The following is a 17,824-nucleotide window of genomic DNA, read 5'->3' as shown; positions in this document are numbered from 1 at the left end:
AGGTGGTTGGCAATCATATTGAAGAACAATGCAAGTACCAGGAGTTAATGTTCTTAAGAATTGTAATAACTCTGGATTATTATTCACCTGTCTAATGTTTTCTTCTTTTCGGTGATGATCTCTCCGATCATCACATCTATTGAAATCACAAGCTCCACCAAAACCAAAACCCATAAAATTACCCCCTTTCGTTCGTCAGTATATCTTATGCTCGTCTAGAAAGGATGGTGTGAGTATAGGAGTCTAGTTAAGTGTGGATTTTTATTTAGATATGAAATTTATTTAATAAGAATTTTTTATAAATTATTTTCAATAGTCTTCTTCGCGGTAATGGAGAAGGCGTGGAAGTAGAAAGCAATCAAATGGTGGAGCAGTTTTGTTTTAATTCTGATAATGATAAATGTAAATTTGATTGTTTGATATGAATTAGATTCCTCTTATTGCCTCATTTAAATCAGAAGATGTTTTGATACTTTATTAGAGTCAGAAAAATCTTCTGATGTTTTATTAAAAGCAAAATTGTCCCTCTAATGCCGCTTTAGAGTTAAAGAAATATTATTCTTATCATACAGAGTGAATAGTTCTAGCGATAATTTTGCAGAAGTAACAAAAAACATTAGAGAACTGTTATAGGCTTATCAGTTGCTTCATTTACGTACTGTATTATTTTTAGAAGGAATCCATATCAAAGGCATTATAATGATTGTGAGATGAAATTTAGTTATTGTTATTGGACCAAATGTAGAAGTAACAAGTAATTCAACCGATAATACTATACGTTTTCCGAACAAAATTAATCTTAGACTTGAATCTATTTAAGCAATTAGTGATGTAGAATAAATTTCTCATTAAAATGCAAAAAATAGTAGAGTAACATGTAATTTTAAAATTGCTTTATATTATATAGAAAAATTAAATAAACAATGTATCAAGAATATTATCTTTTTTCTTGTTAATTCCAATATGTTTTAGATTGACATTCCTTGCTCCTTGAGCGCTGAGAGTGTTACATCTATGCATATTAAGTAATTTCAAATATAGAATAGACGTAACATCGAGAAATATTAATATATACTTTAGAATTATCTCCTATATATTGAGAAGGCGCTTAAGTAAGTTGTTTTTTGTTTACACCTTTTGAGAAGGACAAGCATATACTGGAATGTGGTGAGAAACCACTTTATATAGGAGCATCTAACAATTGTGGATGCTCTTTTCATTTGCATACAAGGAGTTGTTAAAAATATTATAATAAAGAGGCTATTCTACAAACTCCTTTTAAAGGGGCCTGCATTAAATAAAGTCAGCTTGTACATATTTTGTTCGGAGGTAGGTGTATTATAATTTTGAATTGAACAGCCCGTGTAAGTTCTATGTCTTTATTAAATGATCCTTGTTACAGAACCTTGCTGAAACAATCTTCACTTAACTCCCTAATATTTCTAATCAATTAAAGCTATCCCTGTGTTAAGAGAGGGATAGCTTCGTTTCTAAGATTTAGTTCTGCGTTAACATATCTATCGTTATGTGTACTACAAGAAGGGCAATCACACTCAAGAAGATTAAGATTTTTAACGTCTTTATATTGGTGAATGTAATTCGAACATAGCTGACTAAAAATAAACGTTTTTGATATAATTACATCTTGCTTCCCGTACCATTTTCTATTTTAATTGAGTAAGCTCGTCAGTGAAAAATGATACGTTAACCTTTTCCCCACTTTTTTATAAGTATGATTCCATATAGCAAGAAAACGATTAAATACAAAACAACTTCAAACAATGGTTCTCGCAATTAAGGCCTTTTATTCTTGCTTCTAGTAAAAACGAAAAACGTAGACTTATGCCTACCGACATTTATCTTCCACCTAAAATTGGTGTTTCACGCCTGCACATTTTCGAGAAACGGCCTTCTGTCGGAAAAAAATAACAGTAACCTTTGCAACAAAACGGTTTGTATTGAGTATTAAAATTCCTCTATTAACATATTTAAAGCTTTTGACTTTATCCTTTCATATTCCATAGCTCCAGCAAGTTCTTCAGCAAGTAATGGTGATTTTCTGACGTATTTTTCACGAATCACATCATACAATTCGTAAGGAAATAACATATCAATAAACATAATTTTCTTCTGCTCAGCTGTTAAAGGGGAAACTGACTCATATGCGTTAATCATAATTTGAAATTGATCTGCATTCCAAACACCAGTTGTATCTAGGAGAGGAATAATCATTTTACGCAAGTCTCGAATAGGGAGATCGTAAGAAACTGTATCTAAATCAATTACCCAAATTTGATTACTTGGATCTAATAAGGAATTTCCTGTTCCATAATCTTGATGACATAAATTAGGGAATTCTTTTAATTCGTCAGTCCATTTTGTATATTCAGATTCCAATAGTCTTTGGTGTGTGTGTTTTGCTTCTGAAATGAAAGCGTCGATTTCAGTCAAGTACAATTGTGAGAATGGGTCATCCGGCATAGTTGCGGATAAAGTTTTCCAAATCTCCATCTGTTGAAATCTTTTAATGTAATGATTGGGCCAACGTCCCAGTTTTGTAAAGATAGGTATGCCTGGTGGCGGTTTGTAGCCAATAGAAGCTACATGAAAATCTGCTAACCCTTTCATAATCATTTCAAGGTCTTCTTGCATTGTAAGCTCAAATGGTCTTCCCTCAATCCATTCATAAACAACAAATAAAAATGGACCGTGTTTTGTATATAACTGATTCACTTTGCTTGGAATTATGCTCGGTACACGCATGCCTTTTTTTGCAAGATAATCTTGAGCGTGAATAGAAAATAAAGCTTTTTTTTCAGGGCGATGAATTCTCTTTAAGCAAAATGGTCCATCTGCAGTATGAATTTTCCATACTAAGGCTAGTTGTCCACCTTGTATTAATTCAATTGTAGTCGCTTGAATGTCCCAATGTTGAATCATTGTCTCTGCCAATGCTACTAATTTTTGCTCCTCTTCGGGCGATAATGTATACACCGCTTCTTCATTATGATTCTCCACATATACCACCATCCTTTTATACTCTCTTATTACTGTATGGTACATGACCATTTTTGCTCTAGCCATTTGCCTTTAAGAAGAAAAAGTACTAATTAACTTCAATTATAAAAGATGAAATAATGCTTGATAACTCACAAATATAAGGGTTCCTTCGTAACATATGAAGAAAGTTGTATTTTATGAAACAGGGAGGCGATTTAATGAAAATTGCGATAATATCCACTGAAAAGCTACCTGTACCAGCTGTACGGGGTGGAGCTATTCAAATTTATATAGATTCTGTTGCTTCCATTATTGCTTCAAATGGAAAAAATGTGACAGTTATTTCTATAACAGATCCTAATTTAAAATCAGAAGAAAAAAACAAAGGTGTAAGGTATATACGTTTTCCAGAAGAGGAGTATCTGCCTGATGTTATTAAACATTTGAAACAGGAAAAATATGATGTGGTTCATTTATGTAATCGTCCCAATTGGATTGCAATTTTACGTGAGGCAGCACCACAGACCAAATTCGTGTTAAGTGTGCATAATGAAATGTTTGCGTACGAAAAGATAAGTGATAAAGAGGGTGAAGCGTGTATCGCTGGTGTTTCCCAAATTGTAACGGTTAGTGATTATATCGGAAAGACAATTACCTCGCGCTTTCAAACTGCAAAAGCAAAGACAAGAACAGTATATTCTGGTGTAGATGTAAATGAATATTATCCTTCGTGGACCGCTAATGGTACAAAAGTTAAAAATCATGTTCAAAAACAGTTGAATTTGCAAAATAAAAAAATAGTTTTGTTTGTTGGACGCTTGAGTAAAGTAAAAGGTCCTCATATTTTGCTACAGGCTCTGCCTAAAATAATTGAGAAGAATCCAGACATTGTAATGGTTTTTATTGGCTCAAAATGGTTTGGAGATAACAATGTAAATAATTATGTAAAACATTTATATACTTTAGGTGCAATGTTTCCAGAACATGTAGTATTTATTAAATTTGTTAAGCCAAAGGATATATCAACACTTTATGCTATGTCAGATATTTTTGTTTGCTCTTCACAGTGGCAAGAGCCTCTTGCTAGGGTGCATTATGAAGCAATGGCAGCGGGTTTACCAATTATCACAAGTAATCGAGGTGGTAATCCTGAAGTTATTGAAGAAGGAAAAAATGGGTATATTGTCAATGACTTTGAGAATCCGGATGCATATGCAGAAAAAATAATTAATCTATTAAATAACGAAAATAAAAGAAAACAAATAGGGAAATATGGACGTGCGAAGGTCGAAAAAGAATTTAATTGGAACCGAGTTGCTATGGATTTAATGAGAGTGTATGAGGAAGTTTTATAAAATTTAAGAGGAGGGTGAAGAAAGTTGGAAGAAACAACTGGATTAGAAAGTGAACATTTAAAAAAAGTCCTTAGCTTTTATCCATTTGAAGTAAGTAATATCATTTTACAATCAAGCAGAAGTGGGAGAACAATGTGGGAAGTTGAAACAGAAGAAGGATTAAAAATATTAAAACAAGCACATATGCATCCAAAAAGGATGCTGTTTATTGCTGGGGCACATTTACATCTCCTTCAAAATGGATTACCAATTACAAACATTCATAAAACAAAAAGAGGAGGATTTTGTATTGGATCTGATGAGTATGCGTATGTATTATATGATAAGCATCAAGGGAAAGAAGTCATATATTATAATAAAGAACAATTAGAGAAGGTACTCATATATGCGGGTAAATTTCATCAAGCATCAGAAGGCTATATTCCGATGCAAGAAAGTAAAATTCGGAGTCGATTAGGAAAATGGCATAAATTATACAGATGGAAATTACAAGAATTAGAAGGAAACAAAAGAATTGCACTCTCCTTTCCAGAGGATGTATTTTCAACGATGTTTTTAGAGTACGTCGATAAGATGTTAGCACGTGGTAAGAGAGCATTACAAGAAATAGATGATCCATATTTTGACCAATGGACAAAAGAAGTTATTGCATCTAATAGTTTTTGTCAGCAAGATTTTACTTTAGCAAGGTTTGCAGAAATAGATGATGCCGTGTTCATGAAAGAGCTACATTCCATTACAAGTGATTTACCCGTAAGGGATCTACGTATTATTTTAAATAAAGTGATGAAAAAAATGTCAGTTTGGGATACTAATTTAGCAATTCATATGTTGAGTGCATATGATTCGGAAAATTCCTTATCAGAAAAACAATTTCGTGTTCTATGGACTGATTTATCGTTCCCTCACTTATTCTGTGCAATCGCACATAAATACTATTTAGGACAAAAGCGTTCTTGGTCTGATGAAAAGTATATTTGGGCATTGCAAAATATTATTGCACTTGAAGACTCTAAGGAAGAATTTTTACAAAGTTTTTCTGATATTTATCACGAAATCAAGAGCAATAGCGGAGGGAAATAAAATGAATTCAGAACAAGAAGAGATTGTAATCCCTATTTTAGATTTAGAGAAATTTGTGTTTTCTCCACCAGGGCCAATGGGATGGGAATTGTCAGAGTATGAACAGCAAAAAAATATTGTACTAAATGAATCTTCAGTGCTAGAGAATTTAGCAATCATTGAGGAAGTAGAATTAGAGGAGTTACCCAAAATCGGATTGCTAGATTCAGAAGAGAAATCTCCACAAAAAACTACAGTAATTGATGAAGTAAAAGAAGAAAAAGAAGAAAAAGCCGAAGAGGTTCAGAAGAAGAGGAAAAAGAAGAAGAAAAAGAAGAAAACAATAGAACAAGAAGAGAAATCTCTACAAAAAACTATAACAATTGATGAAGAAAAAGATGAAGAGACCCAAAATACAATAGAAACAGAAGAACAAAAAACAGAAAAAAATGAGGCCATTCCAACTCAAATAGAAAAGCCGAAAGTAAAAGTCAAAGTTATTACTCCCGATTATCCATTAAAAAGCCCATGGATAGCAAATTTAGTAAAGAATGCTAAGGAAAATGAATAATGAAATTTCCGCAAATAGATTAATCTTTTCATATTCTTTCAACATAGTATATATAAAAATATATTGAAGGAGTTAGGTAAATGGCTGATGTAAAAAGAGCAAAAATAAAATTAGATGTTGAGAATGGCTTTAGTGTTAATTCAGATGGTGATTTACAGGAAGTTTTAAAAGCTCTAGCTGAAATAATTCAATCTGGTACACATAATGGTGTCGAGGTCGAAATTCAATATGTTGATGAAACAGAAGTAATTTTTACAGACGAAGAAGAAGACGAAGAAGGAGAAGAAGAAGAGGAAGAAGACGAAGAAGAAGAAGACGAAGAAGACGAAGACGAAGACGAAGAAGAAGAAGAAGAAGACGAAGACGAAGAAGAAGAAGACGAAGAAGACGAAGAAGACGAAGAAGACGAAGAAGAGGAAGAGGAAGAAGACGAAGAAGACGAAGAAGACGAAGAAGAAGAAGACGAAGAAGAAGAAGAAGACGAAGAAGACGAAGAAGACGAAGAAGACGAAGAAGAAGACGAAGAAGACGAAGAAGACGAAGAAGACGAAGAAGACGAAGAAGACGAAGAAGACGAAGAAGACGAAGAAGACGAAGAAGAAGACGAAGAAGACGAAGAAGACGAAGAGGAAGAAGACGAAGAGGAAGAAGACGAAGAAGACGAAGAAGAAGACGAGGAAGAAGACGAGGAAGAAGACGAAGAAGAAGACGAAGAAGAAGATGACGATGGTGAAGAAGAAGACGCTTAAAATAATTAGCACTAAAATACGCTTGGTTCTCCAAGCGTTTTTTGTTCTTTAACATATACATAATAGACCGCCTTTATCGTTTTACGACAGAAGACTCCTTCCTCAAAAATGTGAAGGTGTGAAACATCAATTTTAGGTGGGAGATGAATGTTGGTTGGCATAAGCCAACATGTTTGCTACCATATATTTGTACAGATTGCTCTTTGAAAACTGAAGATATGAGGTTGGTTGCAGAAAAACGTTGCAACCGTAAAATCTTCAACGTTCTTTCACCCACGTTTGCTGAAGTTGAGAAAACCAAGCTATAGTAGGAATCGTGATGAATCAATGTACAAGATACTTTTGTTTTCACCGTAGGGACTACGGGAAGAGCCTGCTAAGATAACCGGTGGATACATCGGTGTTCGCAGGAATCTCCCACTTCAAACAGTCCGTAAGGACGTTAAGTGGTGAGTAGTTCAAATCAAATACACGTATTTATTTTTTCGATAGAAGGCTCTCTCCTCAAAAATATAAAGATGTGAAGTACTGAATTTAGGAAAGTATTGAATAGCAGCAGGTATTAGTGTATCTTATTTTGTACAATACAGGAGACATACATAAAGACGAGGTGCAATCCATATTAATCAATAACATTTGGAGTTTTCGCATTTAATCGTTTCTTCGCTATGCGGAGTCTTACTTATAAAGAAATGGAGAAAACATTAACGTACCATTCTTGCCCGACGAGTTTCCTCAATAAAAAGCAAAATGGTGCGGGAAGAAAATTGTAGTTGTATCAATAATGTTTATTTCTAGTTAGTTATGTTCCAATTGTTTTGATTAAAATAAAAAAGTTAAAACTCCAAATCTTCTTGAGTAGGATCTCTCCGTTAAGTTTCTGTATTTAGGAATTCCTCAATTCAAATAGCCTATCAAAACGTTAAATGCTTGGCAGTTCAAACAATTAGAATTTTGAGAGGGCGTATTAGATTTCTAGGAGGTTGATTAGTAGATTCTGCTACTTTTTTATATACCTGATCTAGTTTTTTTGCCGTATGCTTAAATGTAAAGTTTGCCTCCACAATTTTTCTTCCGTTTTCAGCAATCCATTGTGCAAATTCGCGTTGAGATAATAAAACCTGGACAAGTCTGGCGAACTCCATTGGATTATTATATTGTTCTACTAAGCAGCCGTTATATTCATCTGTTATAACTTCTGCATTTCCCCCACGGTTAGTTGTAATAATTGGGATTCCAGCAGCCATTGCTTCATAATGAACACGTGCCAATGGTTCGTTCCATTGTGAGCTACATATAAATATATCCCCCATTAGAAATATATTATGAATTTGATCTGCAGGAATAAATTTGGTGAAAATTACGTGTTCTTTAATTGGTCTAGCTAATCTATATAGCCTTTTAACATATTTATTTACTCGGTTATCACTAAACCATTTACCACCAACAATTACAAGTACCGTATCTTTATGCGTTTGAATAATCTTCTTCATAGATTGAATGAGCAAGTCTGGACCTTTATTTTTGCATAATCGGCCAACAAATAGAATGACTTTTTTATCTTGGATACCGTATTTTGTACGAAATGAATTTCTTATCTTTTGTCCTGTTGGTGTCCAGATGGAGGGAGATTGTTTTAAATTAACACCAGAGTAGACAATGGAAATCTTTTCTACAGCTTGTGGAAATCTCGCAATCACAGTTTGTTTAATATAGTTACTAACAGTCACAATGGCGGTAACCATTTCAATAATAAGATTGCCTTCACAAATAGATAGCTTATGTTCAGCAAACATATCGTTATGAAGACCTAATACAAATTTACTGTGTGGAGAAGCTTGTTTATATAGAGGTATATTTTTAGGACGATTAAAGACATGTATAATATCAAAGGTATTGGCTTGGAGTGTACTTATAACGTGCTGTTCATAATCTTTTTGAGGCAAATACACGTAATTGATATTATCTTGTGTTTTTTGATTTGGAAGATTTGGATCTGAAATGGAGAAAATAGTAAGTTCATAATCTTGACTTATATAGGGGGACACCCCATCAATCATCATTTGAATTGCTCCACCTTTAATCGCTGGAGATGGTAATTTTTCTGTACATATATATGCAATTTTCATAAACTAATCCCCTTTGTATAGTTGTTTTATATAATGATATTCTGCTTCCAGTCCGTCAGATAGAGAAACTGTTGGAGAATATTGCAGTAATGTACTGGCCTTAGATATATCTGCCCATGTTTGCTTCGGTTCTCCAGGAACTGATTTTAGAAAGTTTTTGATTGCTGATTTCCCTGATATTTTTTCTAGCATAGAAATGATGTCTAAAATGGATGCTTGTTCTTTTCCACCGATATTGATAACTTCACCTATTATATTTTTTTTTGTCTCTAAAGCTGCCACTGTTCCTCGTATACAGTCATCAATATAGGTAAAATCACGTGTTTGTGTTCCATCACCAAATATTGTGAGAGGTTTATCTTCTAGCAGTTGTTTAATTAATCTATGAAATGCCATATCAGGACGCTGCCTTGGCCCATACACTGTGAAATATCTTAAGATAACAATTGGTATGTGAAAATTTTTGTGATAAACATGACATAAGTGCTCACCACTTAATTTGGTAACCCCGTATGGAGATAGAGGAGTAGGTAATAGATTTTCAGAAACTGCGCCAGATTTTTCACCATAAACAGAAGAGGTGGATATGTGAATAAATTTATCTAATTTTATGTGTTTACATGCTTCAAGTAGCTGCTGTGTAACCATTATGTTATTTGTAACATAAGGCTGAAAATCTTTTCCCCAACTTGATCTCACACCAGGAATAGCAGCTAGATGATAAACAACATCTATATCTTGTAATAGTTTTGATAAATCTGTATTTAGAATGTCTTCTCGTATGAATTGAAAACGTGAATTTAATCCGAGATATTGTATATTACCTATCTTTAAAATAGCTGGAGTAGGACCGATGAAATGATCAATTCCAACTACATGATATGCACTATTTTTAAGTAACGCTTGACACAAATGTGAGCCAATGAAACCAGCGGCTCCTGTTACAAGTATTTTCATGAACGACCCACTCCAATATATTGTAATCCGTATTTTTCTATTTCATCCTTTTCAATGCAATTGCGTCCATCCACAATTGTGCATCCCTTCATAACTTGTTTGACTCGTTTCCAATTAAGTGTTTTAAATTCATTCCAGTCCGTGGCGATAATAATACAATCAGAATTTGTAATTGCAGATTCTAGGTTACCATGCTGGGTAACTTGTCTTTTTAAATGTGAAGGAAGAAAAGCTTTGGGGTCATAGGCATGTAAATCATAGCCATGAGGAATTAACTTTTCAAGAAGTATTACGGCAAGGGAGCTACGAATATCATCAGTATTTGGTTTAAAAGCAATTCCTAAAACCGTTATTTTTTTTGAAGAGGGTTCTTTTATAGCTTTTTTAATTTTTTCAATATAAAGATCTATCTGTGTAGAGTTAATGGATTGTACAGCTTGTAAAATAGGAACTGCTACGTGCCTATCAGTTGCTGTATAAATGAGTGAGTGTAAGTCTTTTGGGAAGCATGATCCGCCATATCCCATCCCTGCCTGAAGAAAATGAGGATTAATTCGAAAGTCATAGCCAATCCCTTTTGCCACTTCAACAATATCAATGTTATATGCATCACAAATTCGAGAAATTTCATTTATAAAAGATATTTTGGTAGCCAAAAATACATTAGATGTATATTTAATCATCTCTGCTTCATTTAAACCTGTACAAAGGAAAGGAGCACTAATTCCTTTATATATATCCTGCATAATCTTAAAAGACGTTGTGTCAGCTTTTTGGATACCTATAATAGTTCTATCTGGATTGAGCATATCGTGAACAGCAGAGCCTTCACGAAGAAATTCAGGATTGGAGACAATATTGAATAAGGACGATGAAACCCCACGTTTAATAAGTATTTCATATAATTGTTGATTTGTACCTGGTGGAACTGTACTTTTGGTAATAATAGTTTTATACGATGTTATAGTTGGAACTAGTAGGTCAATGACGGAGTATATATATTTTAAATCCGTCTTTCCACTTGTTGTAGAAGGGGTTCCTACAGCGATAAAAATAACGGGTGATTGTCGAATAGCATTATCAATATCACAACTGAATTGCAATCGGTTTTTATTTTTGTGAATAAGCTCCTTTAAATCTGGTTCATAAATGGGGCATTCTCCTTTTTGGAGAGAATTAATTTTTTCTTGATCCTTATCTACACATATAACATTATGACCTAAATCTGCTAATACTGCTGCTGATGTGATTCCTACATAACCAGATCCTATAATACATATATCCATACAATAATCACCTCTCTGAACTTAGTACTATAGTACTAGTTGTTACAGTATATTGATGGACAAGTTGGATTGGTGACAACTGAAAGGGCCTATTCATATAAGAAATGAAAGTAATTAGAAGGTAAAAGCCTCTTTTGGAATCGTCATGCGCAGGTAAGGAGGTTATTGAATATTAATATTGTAAACACTCGAGGGAGCGAGAGATTAGTGATTAAAAAAGCAATTATTCCAGCCGCTGGTTACGGCACAAGAAGCCTTCCAATTACAAAGGTAATTCCAAAAGAAATGTTTCCAATAGGTAATAAACCAGCGATTCATTATATTGTGGAAGAGGCTGTAAAATCAGGTATTGAGCAAATATTAATTGTACTTTCTAGCAGAAAGGATTTAATAGTTGATTACTTTGATTATTCATTAGAATTGGAGGCTTTTTTAGAAAAAGAAAAAAAAGCCCACCTGTTAAAAGAGCTTGCTATTCCTAATGTTCAAATCCATTATATAAGGCAGCCATACGCGAGGGGACTTGGTGAGGCGATAAGATTAGGTGAAACATTTATTGGTAATGAACCTTTTGCTGTACTCTTACCAGATGATATTGTAGTTTCGGATAAAGAAACTGCTTTAAATCAATTAATTAGTATTTATAAAGAGACAAAAAATAGTGTGATAGGCATTCATACGGTACCAGATGAGTTCATAGAGAAGTATGGTATAATTGAAGGGAAGGTTGTAAAGGGGAATTACATGGATATTACGAATATTATAGAAAAACCAAAAGTAAATCCTCCATCTAATCTTGCAGTAATTGGTAGATATGTTTTTACGCCTGATATTTTTCCTTTATTAAAAAAACTTCAACCTGGTGTTGGGGGGGAATATCAATTAACAGATGCGATTCATTCTTTAATTATGAATAAAAAAGTATATGGAAAAATGATTGATGGGCACCGATTTGACATTGGACAAGAAAATGAATATATGCAGCTTCTTAATCTTATATATGGACAAAATAAAACAGGTAAAAAACCTTTTTGAAAACGGATTCAACAAACGTACACTTGAGGCCAACAAGCAATTCTTGAAGAGTTGATGAAAGATATATAAAAGTTAAGGTTAAATAAATATATTTATATCGTACCTTTGAATCAGAAGAGAATACAATGGATTTCCATTTGAAAAAGAAAAGAGATCAGATGGCTGCAAAGTGCTTTTTCAAAAAGCCTTGCGGTCTTTTCATATTTCAAGGCCCCGTGTTATCGCAGGAGTACAAAAATCAACTTAATCGATTGTAATTGCACAAATAAAAAAGATTCCCGTAGGTATCTCAATTAGACAAGTAAATACCTAAATAACATTACGGAACAGATCATTGTTTTATAAAGAAACGGCGTCTTATTAAAAATATTGCTAACCAAATATATATTCATACCCATAATCTATAGAAAACGTCATTATATGTATTTCCTTGCGTCAAAAAATGGATTGCGAACTCTCAGTCATCCAAGAGTCTGCTTCGTTAATACGTTAGAATTAAAGCTCTTAACTTTAGTCAAGAGAGTGTCTATCTGGATTGTTTCTTATTTTTAAAAAGATTCAGGTGCTTTTTTAAAAAAGTTTGTGATGCAGAGTCTTAATCTTCATAAAAAAGCATCTCCACACAATAGATACCTTCAACTACCCCCTCATCTTGATTAAACTACTTCACTGCTCCACCAAATAAAACTATTATGTATTTTTTCACATTCTATTGCAACAAGCATATATTATATAGGAGATATTCCTTTCTTTCGAAACTCAAAAGGCCCTTTTTGGGGCTTTTTTATTTTATGAATCTTCAATAAAGTATATAACCCAATTTTTAATTAAATATTCTCAAAATAATTATTTGATTAATTGACGTTTACTTGTCTATTTAAACCAAATATAACAAATTTGTTTTCATGATGTGGAAATTTCATTTAAAAAATGAAATTAAGTATATGCATTCAACAATTTATCTTTTGCTTGTTATATATATTAATTGTTTTACGTATTTTATATGTTTATATGTTTTAAGAGCATGAAATGTCTTGATATATAAGGGGGTATGACTCCTAATGATAACAAAAGTGGTTCTAAAGATAACAAACTTGGTTTTAATTATAACAAAAATGGTTTTAAAGGTAACAAATTTGGTTGCTTAACGGTAACAAAAGTGGTTCTAAAGATAACAAACTTGGTTTTAATTATAACAAAAATGGTTTTAAAGGTAACAAATTTGGTTGCTTAACGGTAATAAAAATGGTTTTAAAGGTAACAAACTTGGTTTTAACTATAACAAAAATGGTTTTAAAGGTAACAAATTTGGTTGCTTAACTGTAATAAAGATGGTTTTAAAGGTAACAAACTTGGTTGCTTAACTGTAATAAAGATGGTTTTAAAGGTAACAAATTTGGTTGCTTAACTGTAATAAAGATGGTTTTAAAGGTAACAAATTTGGTTGCTTAACTGTAATAAAGATGGTTTTAAAGGTAACAAATCTGGTTACTTAACTCTAGCAAAAATATTTCTAAAGATAATAGTTTTAACTATAACAAAAATGGTTCTGAAAATAATAAATTTGATTTTAAGCATAACAAAACGGTTCTAAAGATAACAAATTTGGTTATATACTTTATAAATGTAAATATTTACAAAGTATATTACTATTCAAACGACTTTCGGAATACTTTTATATAGAACAAAGGGCTTGTTAACTGTAATAGTGAGAATGTAATTTTCTGAATAAACAAAAATAAATTGCGGCAAAGGAAATATACTTGTTATAGTTAGTAGAACAGTAGAGGTAAGAAAGAAGGGACGTATGTAGGTATGTCTGATAGTAAAGATTTGCAGATTAAAGAAAATAATATTGTTTCAAAATCAAATACTTTAATTGAAGCGAATTCACGTTTAAATTTAGTAGAACAAAAAATATTACTTTGTTTGGCTAGTAATATTCAACCTAATGATTGGGATTTTAAAACCTACACATTCTCGATTAAACATTTTCATGATCTACTTGATCTAAATGGATCTACTAAATATTCGGAGTTAAGTAAAATTACTAAAGAATTACTATCAAAAGTAATTGAAATTCGTACTGGAGAAGATCTGATGCAGGTATCTTGGCTGTCTTCAGCAATTTACAACAGAAATAAAGGAACAATTGATATGCGTTTCGATCCATTATTAAAGCCATTTCTATTAGAATTAAGCAACAAGTTTACAAGCTATAGATTAGCTAATGTTATTAAATTGAAAAGTACATACGCTATACGTATTTATGAACTACTAAAGCAATATGAAGATTTAAAGGAACGTACAATTAGTCTTCAAAATTTAAGGTATTACTTGGATGCAATGGATATATACCCTAACTATGCGAATTTTAAGCAACGTGTATTAAATCCTTCTCAAAAAGAATTGAATCAAAAAACAGATATTTCTTTTGAATTTGAAGAAATTAAATTAGGCAGGAAAGTACAAAAAATCAAATTTATTATCTATAGCCAAAAAAAGAAAGATAACAATTTAGTTCATTTTGAAAAGAATTTAGATAAATTTCAACAGCCCAATACATTTGAACAAAAAATTAAAAGGTTTGAAGAACGCTGTAAAGAAAAAATATTTCCTAAAGTGTTAAAAAAATGGGAAGCTCATAAAGAAATTGTATTAGAAATAATTGAGGATATAAGATTTCGTTCAGATATTAGTTCTCCAATAGGTTATGTAGAATTCACTTTAAATTCCCGATTGAAAGATGATAAAGAAACACCAAACAAAAGTAGTCAAAATAAGAAGGCTTCTCATAACGATATAGTATTAGAGATTGATAACATTATAAATTTAGTTATCAATAAGTATTCAACAGCTACAGGTGCTGTAGCTACATTTTTAGTTAAAGACACAGCAATTGAGAAATTAGTAAGAGTAGTTACATTGGAAGAAGCTGAAACCATTTGGATAGAACATGAAACGTTTGTTATGGATAAAATTTATGAATATATTAAAAAGAATATAAGAAGAAAAAGATACTAGATGTGAACTACCCGCCACTTAACGTCCTAACGGACTGTTTGAAGTGGGGGCTTCTCGGTTAGTCGTTACTTTTGGTAGCTAACGAATTCGTCCTAAGACAGCCGAGCTAACTCCCTTGTTCCAAGGGTTATTTTATTGCTATCTATGCTAACGCTAATAGGCGTATTGCTTCATTTTTGATATTGATAGCTGCGTTATAATCTCTATCGAGATTTACACCGCATATACAAGAATAGACTCGCTCAGACAATGACATATTTTTCATATTTCCACAACTGCTACATGTTTTTGTGGAAGGAAACCATTTTTGTTTATTTGTTTTTAAAGTGTGTTGGAGCACCATATAATATATGTATTCATTAGTAAGGAGCGTTTAATTTCTAAAATATGTATCTTAGTAAAAATAAAAAAGGACAGTTAAAAACTGCCCTTTTTTCTATCTTTTAAAGATAGTTACCGAACAGGTAGTTTAGGGTTTTGGGGTATAAGATGATTATCATCTCATTGTTAATGTATGTAAGTAATACAAAATGGCTTGTACAATTGTTGAAATTAGTAGTTTTTATTTTAAATAAATTAGCTAATTGGGAAATTGATAAAGAAACTAATTCATTAATCAATTTCCTTATTTCATAATATATAATGCAAATGAATTTTTAGGAAAAGATAAGAGGGTGAAGACTCTTATCTTATTTTGTTTTTAGGGATTATTATATTATGTAGGTTAAATAAAATATTTGAATATTTTAAAAAAGAAGGGATTTATATAAGATAAATCCCTGCAGTAAAATAATAGAAAGGTAGAATACATTATATGTGCAGAGTTTTAATTATGTTTGTACATTTTTAATAAATTAATTTTATGTAAAAGGTGCCAAGAAATATTTTGTAGTTTTATTTCTTGGCGTGGGTATTTATTTGGGTCATTTGGATGCCGACCTTACAATAGTATATGTCCGATATATGGAATAGTTTGTTATTTATGTTTAGTTAAGTGAAATGAAATTTAGAAAAGAAAAACACCTATTTTGTAATAGGTGTTTTTCTTGCAAATTGGCTTATAAATTAAGGGAAAGATTTTTCCTTTAATTAAAACTTATTAATCTTCTCTATGATCATGTTTATGTTCGTTACATTCTTTACAATGTCTGCGACGTTTACAGCAGAAACGATCACAATCAGGTGAATTTATAGAAATTACGTTAATTTTGTTAATTGCAATACGTGCCAATCCTGGGAAACAATCAAAATCAGATAAAATAATTACGTTGTTTCCTTGAAAACCTTGGAATGTTGCACTTGTAGGTGGTTGACAATCATATTGAAGAACAATACAAGTACCAGGAGTTAATGTTCTTAAGAATTGTAATAACTCTGGATTATTATTCACCTGTCTAATGTTTTCTTCTTTTCGGTGATGATCTCTCCGATCATCACATCTATTGAAATCATAACCTCCACCAAAACCAAAACCCATCAAAATTACCCCCTTTCATTCGTTAGTATATCTTATGCTCGTCTAGAAAGGATGGTGTGAGTATAGGAGTCTAGTTAAGTGTGGATTTTTTATGTAAATATGAAATGGTGTAATAAAATTATTTTTGGTTCTGGTGCAAAAAATCTATAAACCTTGGACATACGGATATTATTACACTAAAAAAGTGTGTGCTTGGTATGAAACAAATTGAAGCTAATGATTGTAATATTTTATTCTGGCTAATAGAAGAAGTGAAGTATAAATTCGAGTAGAAATTTCATTTGACACAACAAAGCAGCCAGCTTAATTGGCTAACTACTTGTTGTACAAAAGAAAATTAGGCCCTACAAGTTATGTTGTGTAACTTTAAAGTTACAGTTATAGTATAAACCTTATTGGAAATTCTATTCGGAAGGAAATATAATAATGATAATTTCATTTTGTAGAGATTATTTACGTATGAAAAAAGCGCTTATATAGCGCGCTTAAAGTGAACTTTCAGATCATGCCTGCCCATAGGTGATCTAGATGCATGAGTAGCATACAGTAGCATATGTAAATTTGAATTGAATTGTGTGGAAATTAATTAACGATACAGGTGTAGAGAAAAGTGTTTATGAGCTGTGGGAAAGAGTATAACTTTAACGAATCTCCCGAAAGAATTCTCCTTCCTCAAGCGTGTGAAGGGCGTAGCCAAAAGGTTTTCCTTTTTATTTTGCCTCTGATATAATCAGTCTTATCAATTATAAAGGCTGGTATATAAATGAAATTAGATAGTAATAACCATTCAGTATTCTTGTTGTATTATCACCTTGTGTTGGTCGTGAAATACAGAAGAAATGTGTTTGATAATAATATGTCAGACTATGCAAAAGATATGTTTGTTCGACTATCTGAAAACTATAACATCACATTAGTTGAATGGAATCATGATGTAGACCACGTTCATATTTTTTTCAAGGCACACCCTAATACAGAAATGACAAAATTCATCAACGCTTATAAAAGTGCAAGTTCTCGACTTATTAAAAGAGATTTTCCACAAGTGAAAAAACTACTGGTGGTTCACCAATAGACGTAGTAAAAACATATATTGAAAATCAAAGTGAAAAGTGAGGTGAAATGATATGACAAAGCAGAATAAAGCATATAAATTCCGTTTGTATCCAACAGAAGACC

General features: G+C 32.2%; 15 protein-coding genes and 3 pseudogenes. 11 read left to right on the top strand and 7 right to left on the bottom strand.

Going from position 1 to position 17,824, the window contains the following annotated elements; translation table 11 throughout:
* Nucleotides 1-1,456: 1,456 nt before the first annotated feature.
* Both ACUN13_RS31205 and ACUN13_RS31200 read right to left on the bottom strand, forming a co-directional pair.
* Nucleotides 1,457-1,663 (bottom strand): annotated as a pseudogene (locus ACUN13_RS31205) (IS200/IS605 family element RNA-guided endonuclease TnpB); the annotation flags it as partial.
* A gap of 302 nt (nt 1,664-1,965) precedes the next feature.
* Nucleotides 1,966-3,069: a CotS family spore coat protein gene (locus ACUN13_RS31200; protein WP_098537114.1), complete on the bottom strand. Its 1,104-nt coding sequence runs from the start codon at nt 3,067-3,069 to the stop codon at nt 1,966-1,968.
* Nucleotides 3,070-3,218: 149 nt separating this feature from the next.
* On the opposite strand from ACUN13_RS31200, the gene ACUN13_RS31195 reads away from it, so the two are divergent.
* The 4 genes from ACUN13_RS31195 to ACUN13_RS31180 all read left to right on the top strand — a co-directional run bounded on the left by ACUN13_RS31195 (nt 3,219) and on the right by ACUN13_RS31180 (nt 6,737).
* Entirely contained in the window at nt 3,219-4,355 is a 1,137-nt protein-coding gene (locus ACUN13_RS31195) for a glycosyltransferase family 4 protein (RefSeq protein ID WP_070183923.1), read from the top strand.
* A 24-nt stretch (nt 4,356-4,379) separates the two neighbouring features.
* Complete coding sequence (cotS, locus tag ACUN13_RS31190; protein ID WP_070183924.1) at nt 4,380-5,438, top strand: spore coat putative kinase CotS; 1,059 nt, start codon at nt 4,380-4,382, stop codon at nt 5,436-5,438.
* A 1-nt stretch (nt 5,439) separates the two neighbouring features.
* Complete coding sequence (locus ACUN13_RS31185) at nt 5,440-5,988, top strand: hypothetical protein (RefSeq protein ID WP_440018878.1); 549 nt, start codon at nt 5,440-5,442, stop codon at nt 5,986-5,988.
* Between the two features lie 80 nt (nt 5,989-6,068).
* Nucleotides 6,069-6,737, top strand: a complete 669-nt coding sequence (locus ACUN13_RS31180) for an AAA family ATPase (protein ID WP_445424187.1) — start codon at nt 6,069-6,071, stop codon at nt 6,735-6,737.
* A gap of 938 nt (nt 6,738-7,675) precedes the next feature.
* Here the strand turns inward: ACUN13_RS31180 and ACUN13_RS31175 are convergent.
* From ACUN13_RS31175 to ACUN13_RS31165, 3 genes are read right to left on the bottom strand one after another with little or no spacing between them, the layout of a single operon-like run.
* Nucleotides 7,676-8,866: a glycosyltransferase family 4 protein gene (locus ACUN13_RS31175; protein WP_445424186.1), complete on the bottom strand. Its 1,191-nt coding sequence runs from the start codon at nt 8,864-8,866 to the stop codon at nt 7,676-7,678.
* Nucleotides 8,867-8,869: 3 nt separating this feature from the next.
* The gene (locus ACUN13_RS31170; RefSeq protein WP_445424185.1) at nt 8,870-9,823 is read right to left on the bottom strand and encodes an NAD-dependent epimerase/dehydratase family protein; all 954 of its coding nucleotides are present in this window, start codon (nt 9,821-9,823) and stop codon (nt 8,870-8,872) included.
* The gene (locus ACUN13_RS31165) at nt 9,820-11,109 is read right to left on the bottom strand and encodes a UDP-glucose dehydrogenase family protein (protein WP_098853043.1); all 1,290 of its coding nucleotides are present in this window, start codon (nt 11,107-11,109) and stop codon (nt 9,820-9,822) included. Before ACUN13_RS31165 ends, ACUN13_RS31170 begins: the two co-directional genes overlap by 4 nt.
* Nucleotides 11,110-11,316: 207 nt before the next feature.
* On the opposite strand from ACUN13_RS31165, the gene ACUN13_RS31160 reads away from it, so the two are divergent.
* The 4 genes and pseudogenes from ACUN13_RS31160 (at nt 11,317) to ACUN13_RS31145 (ending at nt 15,168) form a co-directional block, all read left to right on the top strand.
* Nucleotides 11,317-12,144, top strand: a complete 828-nt coding sequence (locus ACUN13_RS31160) for a UTP--glucose-1-phosphate uridylyltransferase (RefSeq protein WP_409532418.1) — start codon at nt 11,317-11,319, stop codon at nt 12,142-12,144.
* A gap of 47 nt (nt 12,145-12,191) precedes the next feature.
* Nucleotides 12,192-12,371, top strand: a pseudogene (locus ACUN13_RS31155) (DDE-type integrase/transposase/recombinase); the annotation flags it as partial.
* A gap of 824 nt (nt 12,372-13,195) precedes the next feature.
* Nucleotides 13,196-13,378, top strand: coding sequence for a hypothetical protein (locus ACUN13_RS31150; RefSeq protein WP_409532417.1), 183 nt, complete (start codon nt 13,196-13,198; stop codon nt 13,376-13,378).
* 581 nt (nt 13,379-13,959) lie between these two features.
* Nucleotides 13,960-15,168, top strand: coding sequence for a replication initiation protein (locus ACUN13_RS31145; RefSeq protein WP_409532416.1), 1,209 nt, complete (start codon nt 13,960-13,962; stop codon nt 15,166-15,168).
* Between the two features lie 142 nt (nt 15,169-15,310).
* Here the strand turns inward: ACUN13_RS31145 and ACUN13_RS31140 are convergent, their stop codons facing one another.
* The gene (locus ACUN13_RS31140) at nt 15,311-15,508 is read right to left on the bottom strand and encodes a zinc ribbon domain-containing protein (protein WP_409532439.1); all 198 of its coding nucleotides are present in this window, start codon (nt 15,506-15,508) and stop codon (nt 15,311-15,313) included.
* Nucleotides 15,509-15,657: 149 nt separating this feature from the next.
* On the opposite strand from ACUN13_RS31140, the gene ACUN13_RS31135 reads away from it, so the two are divergent.
* Nucleotides 15,658-15,804: a hypothetical protein gene (locus tag ACUN13_RS31135; protein ID WP_409532415.1), complete on the top strand. Its 147-nt coding sequence runs from the start codon at nt 15,658-15,660 to the stop codon at nt 15,802-15,804.
* Between the two features lie 463 nt (nt 15,805-16,267).
* On the opposite strand, the gene ACUN13_RS31130 is transcribed toward ACUN13_RS31135, so the two are convergent.
* Nucleotides 16,268-16,645: a hypothetical protein gene (locus ACUN13_RS31130; protein WP_098282273.1), complete on the bottom strand. Its 378-nt coding sequence runs from the start codon at nt 16,643-16,645 to the stop codon at nt 16,268-16,270.
* A gap of 763 nt (nt 16,646-17,408) precedes the next feature.
* Between ACUN13_RS31130 and tnpA the strand changes: the two are divergent.
* Together tnpA and ACUN13_RS31120 are read left to right on the top strand one after the other, a co-directional pair.
* Nucleotides 17,409-17,761 (top strand): annotated as a pseudogene (tnpA, locus tag ACUN13_RS31125) (IS200/IS605 family transposase).
* Nucleotides 17,762-17,772: 11 nt separating this feature from the next.
* A partial coding sequence (locus ACUN13_RS31120; RefSeq protein WP_142322305.1) for a helix-turn-helix domain-containing protein occupies nt 17,773-17,824 on the top strand: 52 nt, incomplete at its 3' end.

The organism is Bacillus cereus group sp. Bce041, from assembly GCF_052646455.1.
This window is presented reverse-complemented; position numbering and strand designations above follow the sequence as displayed.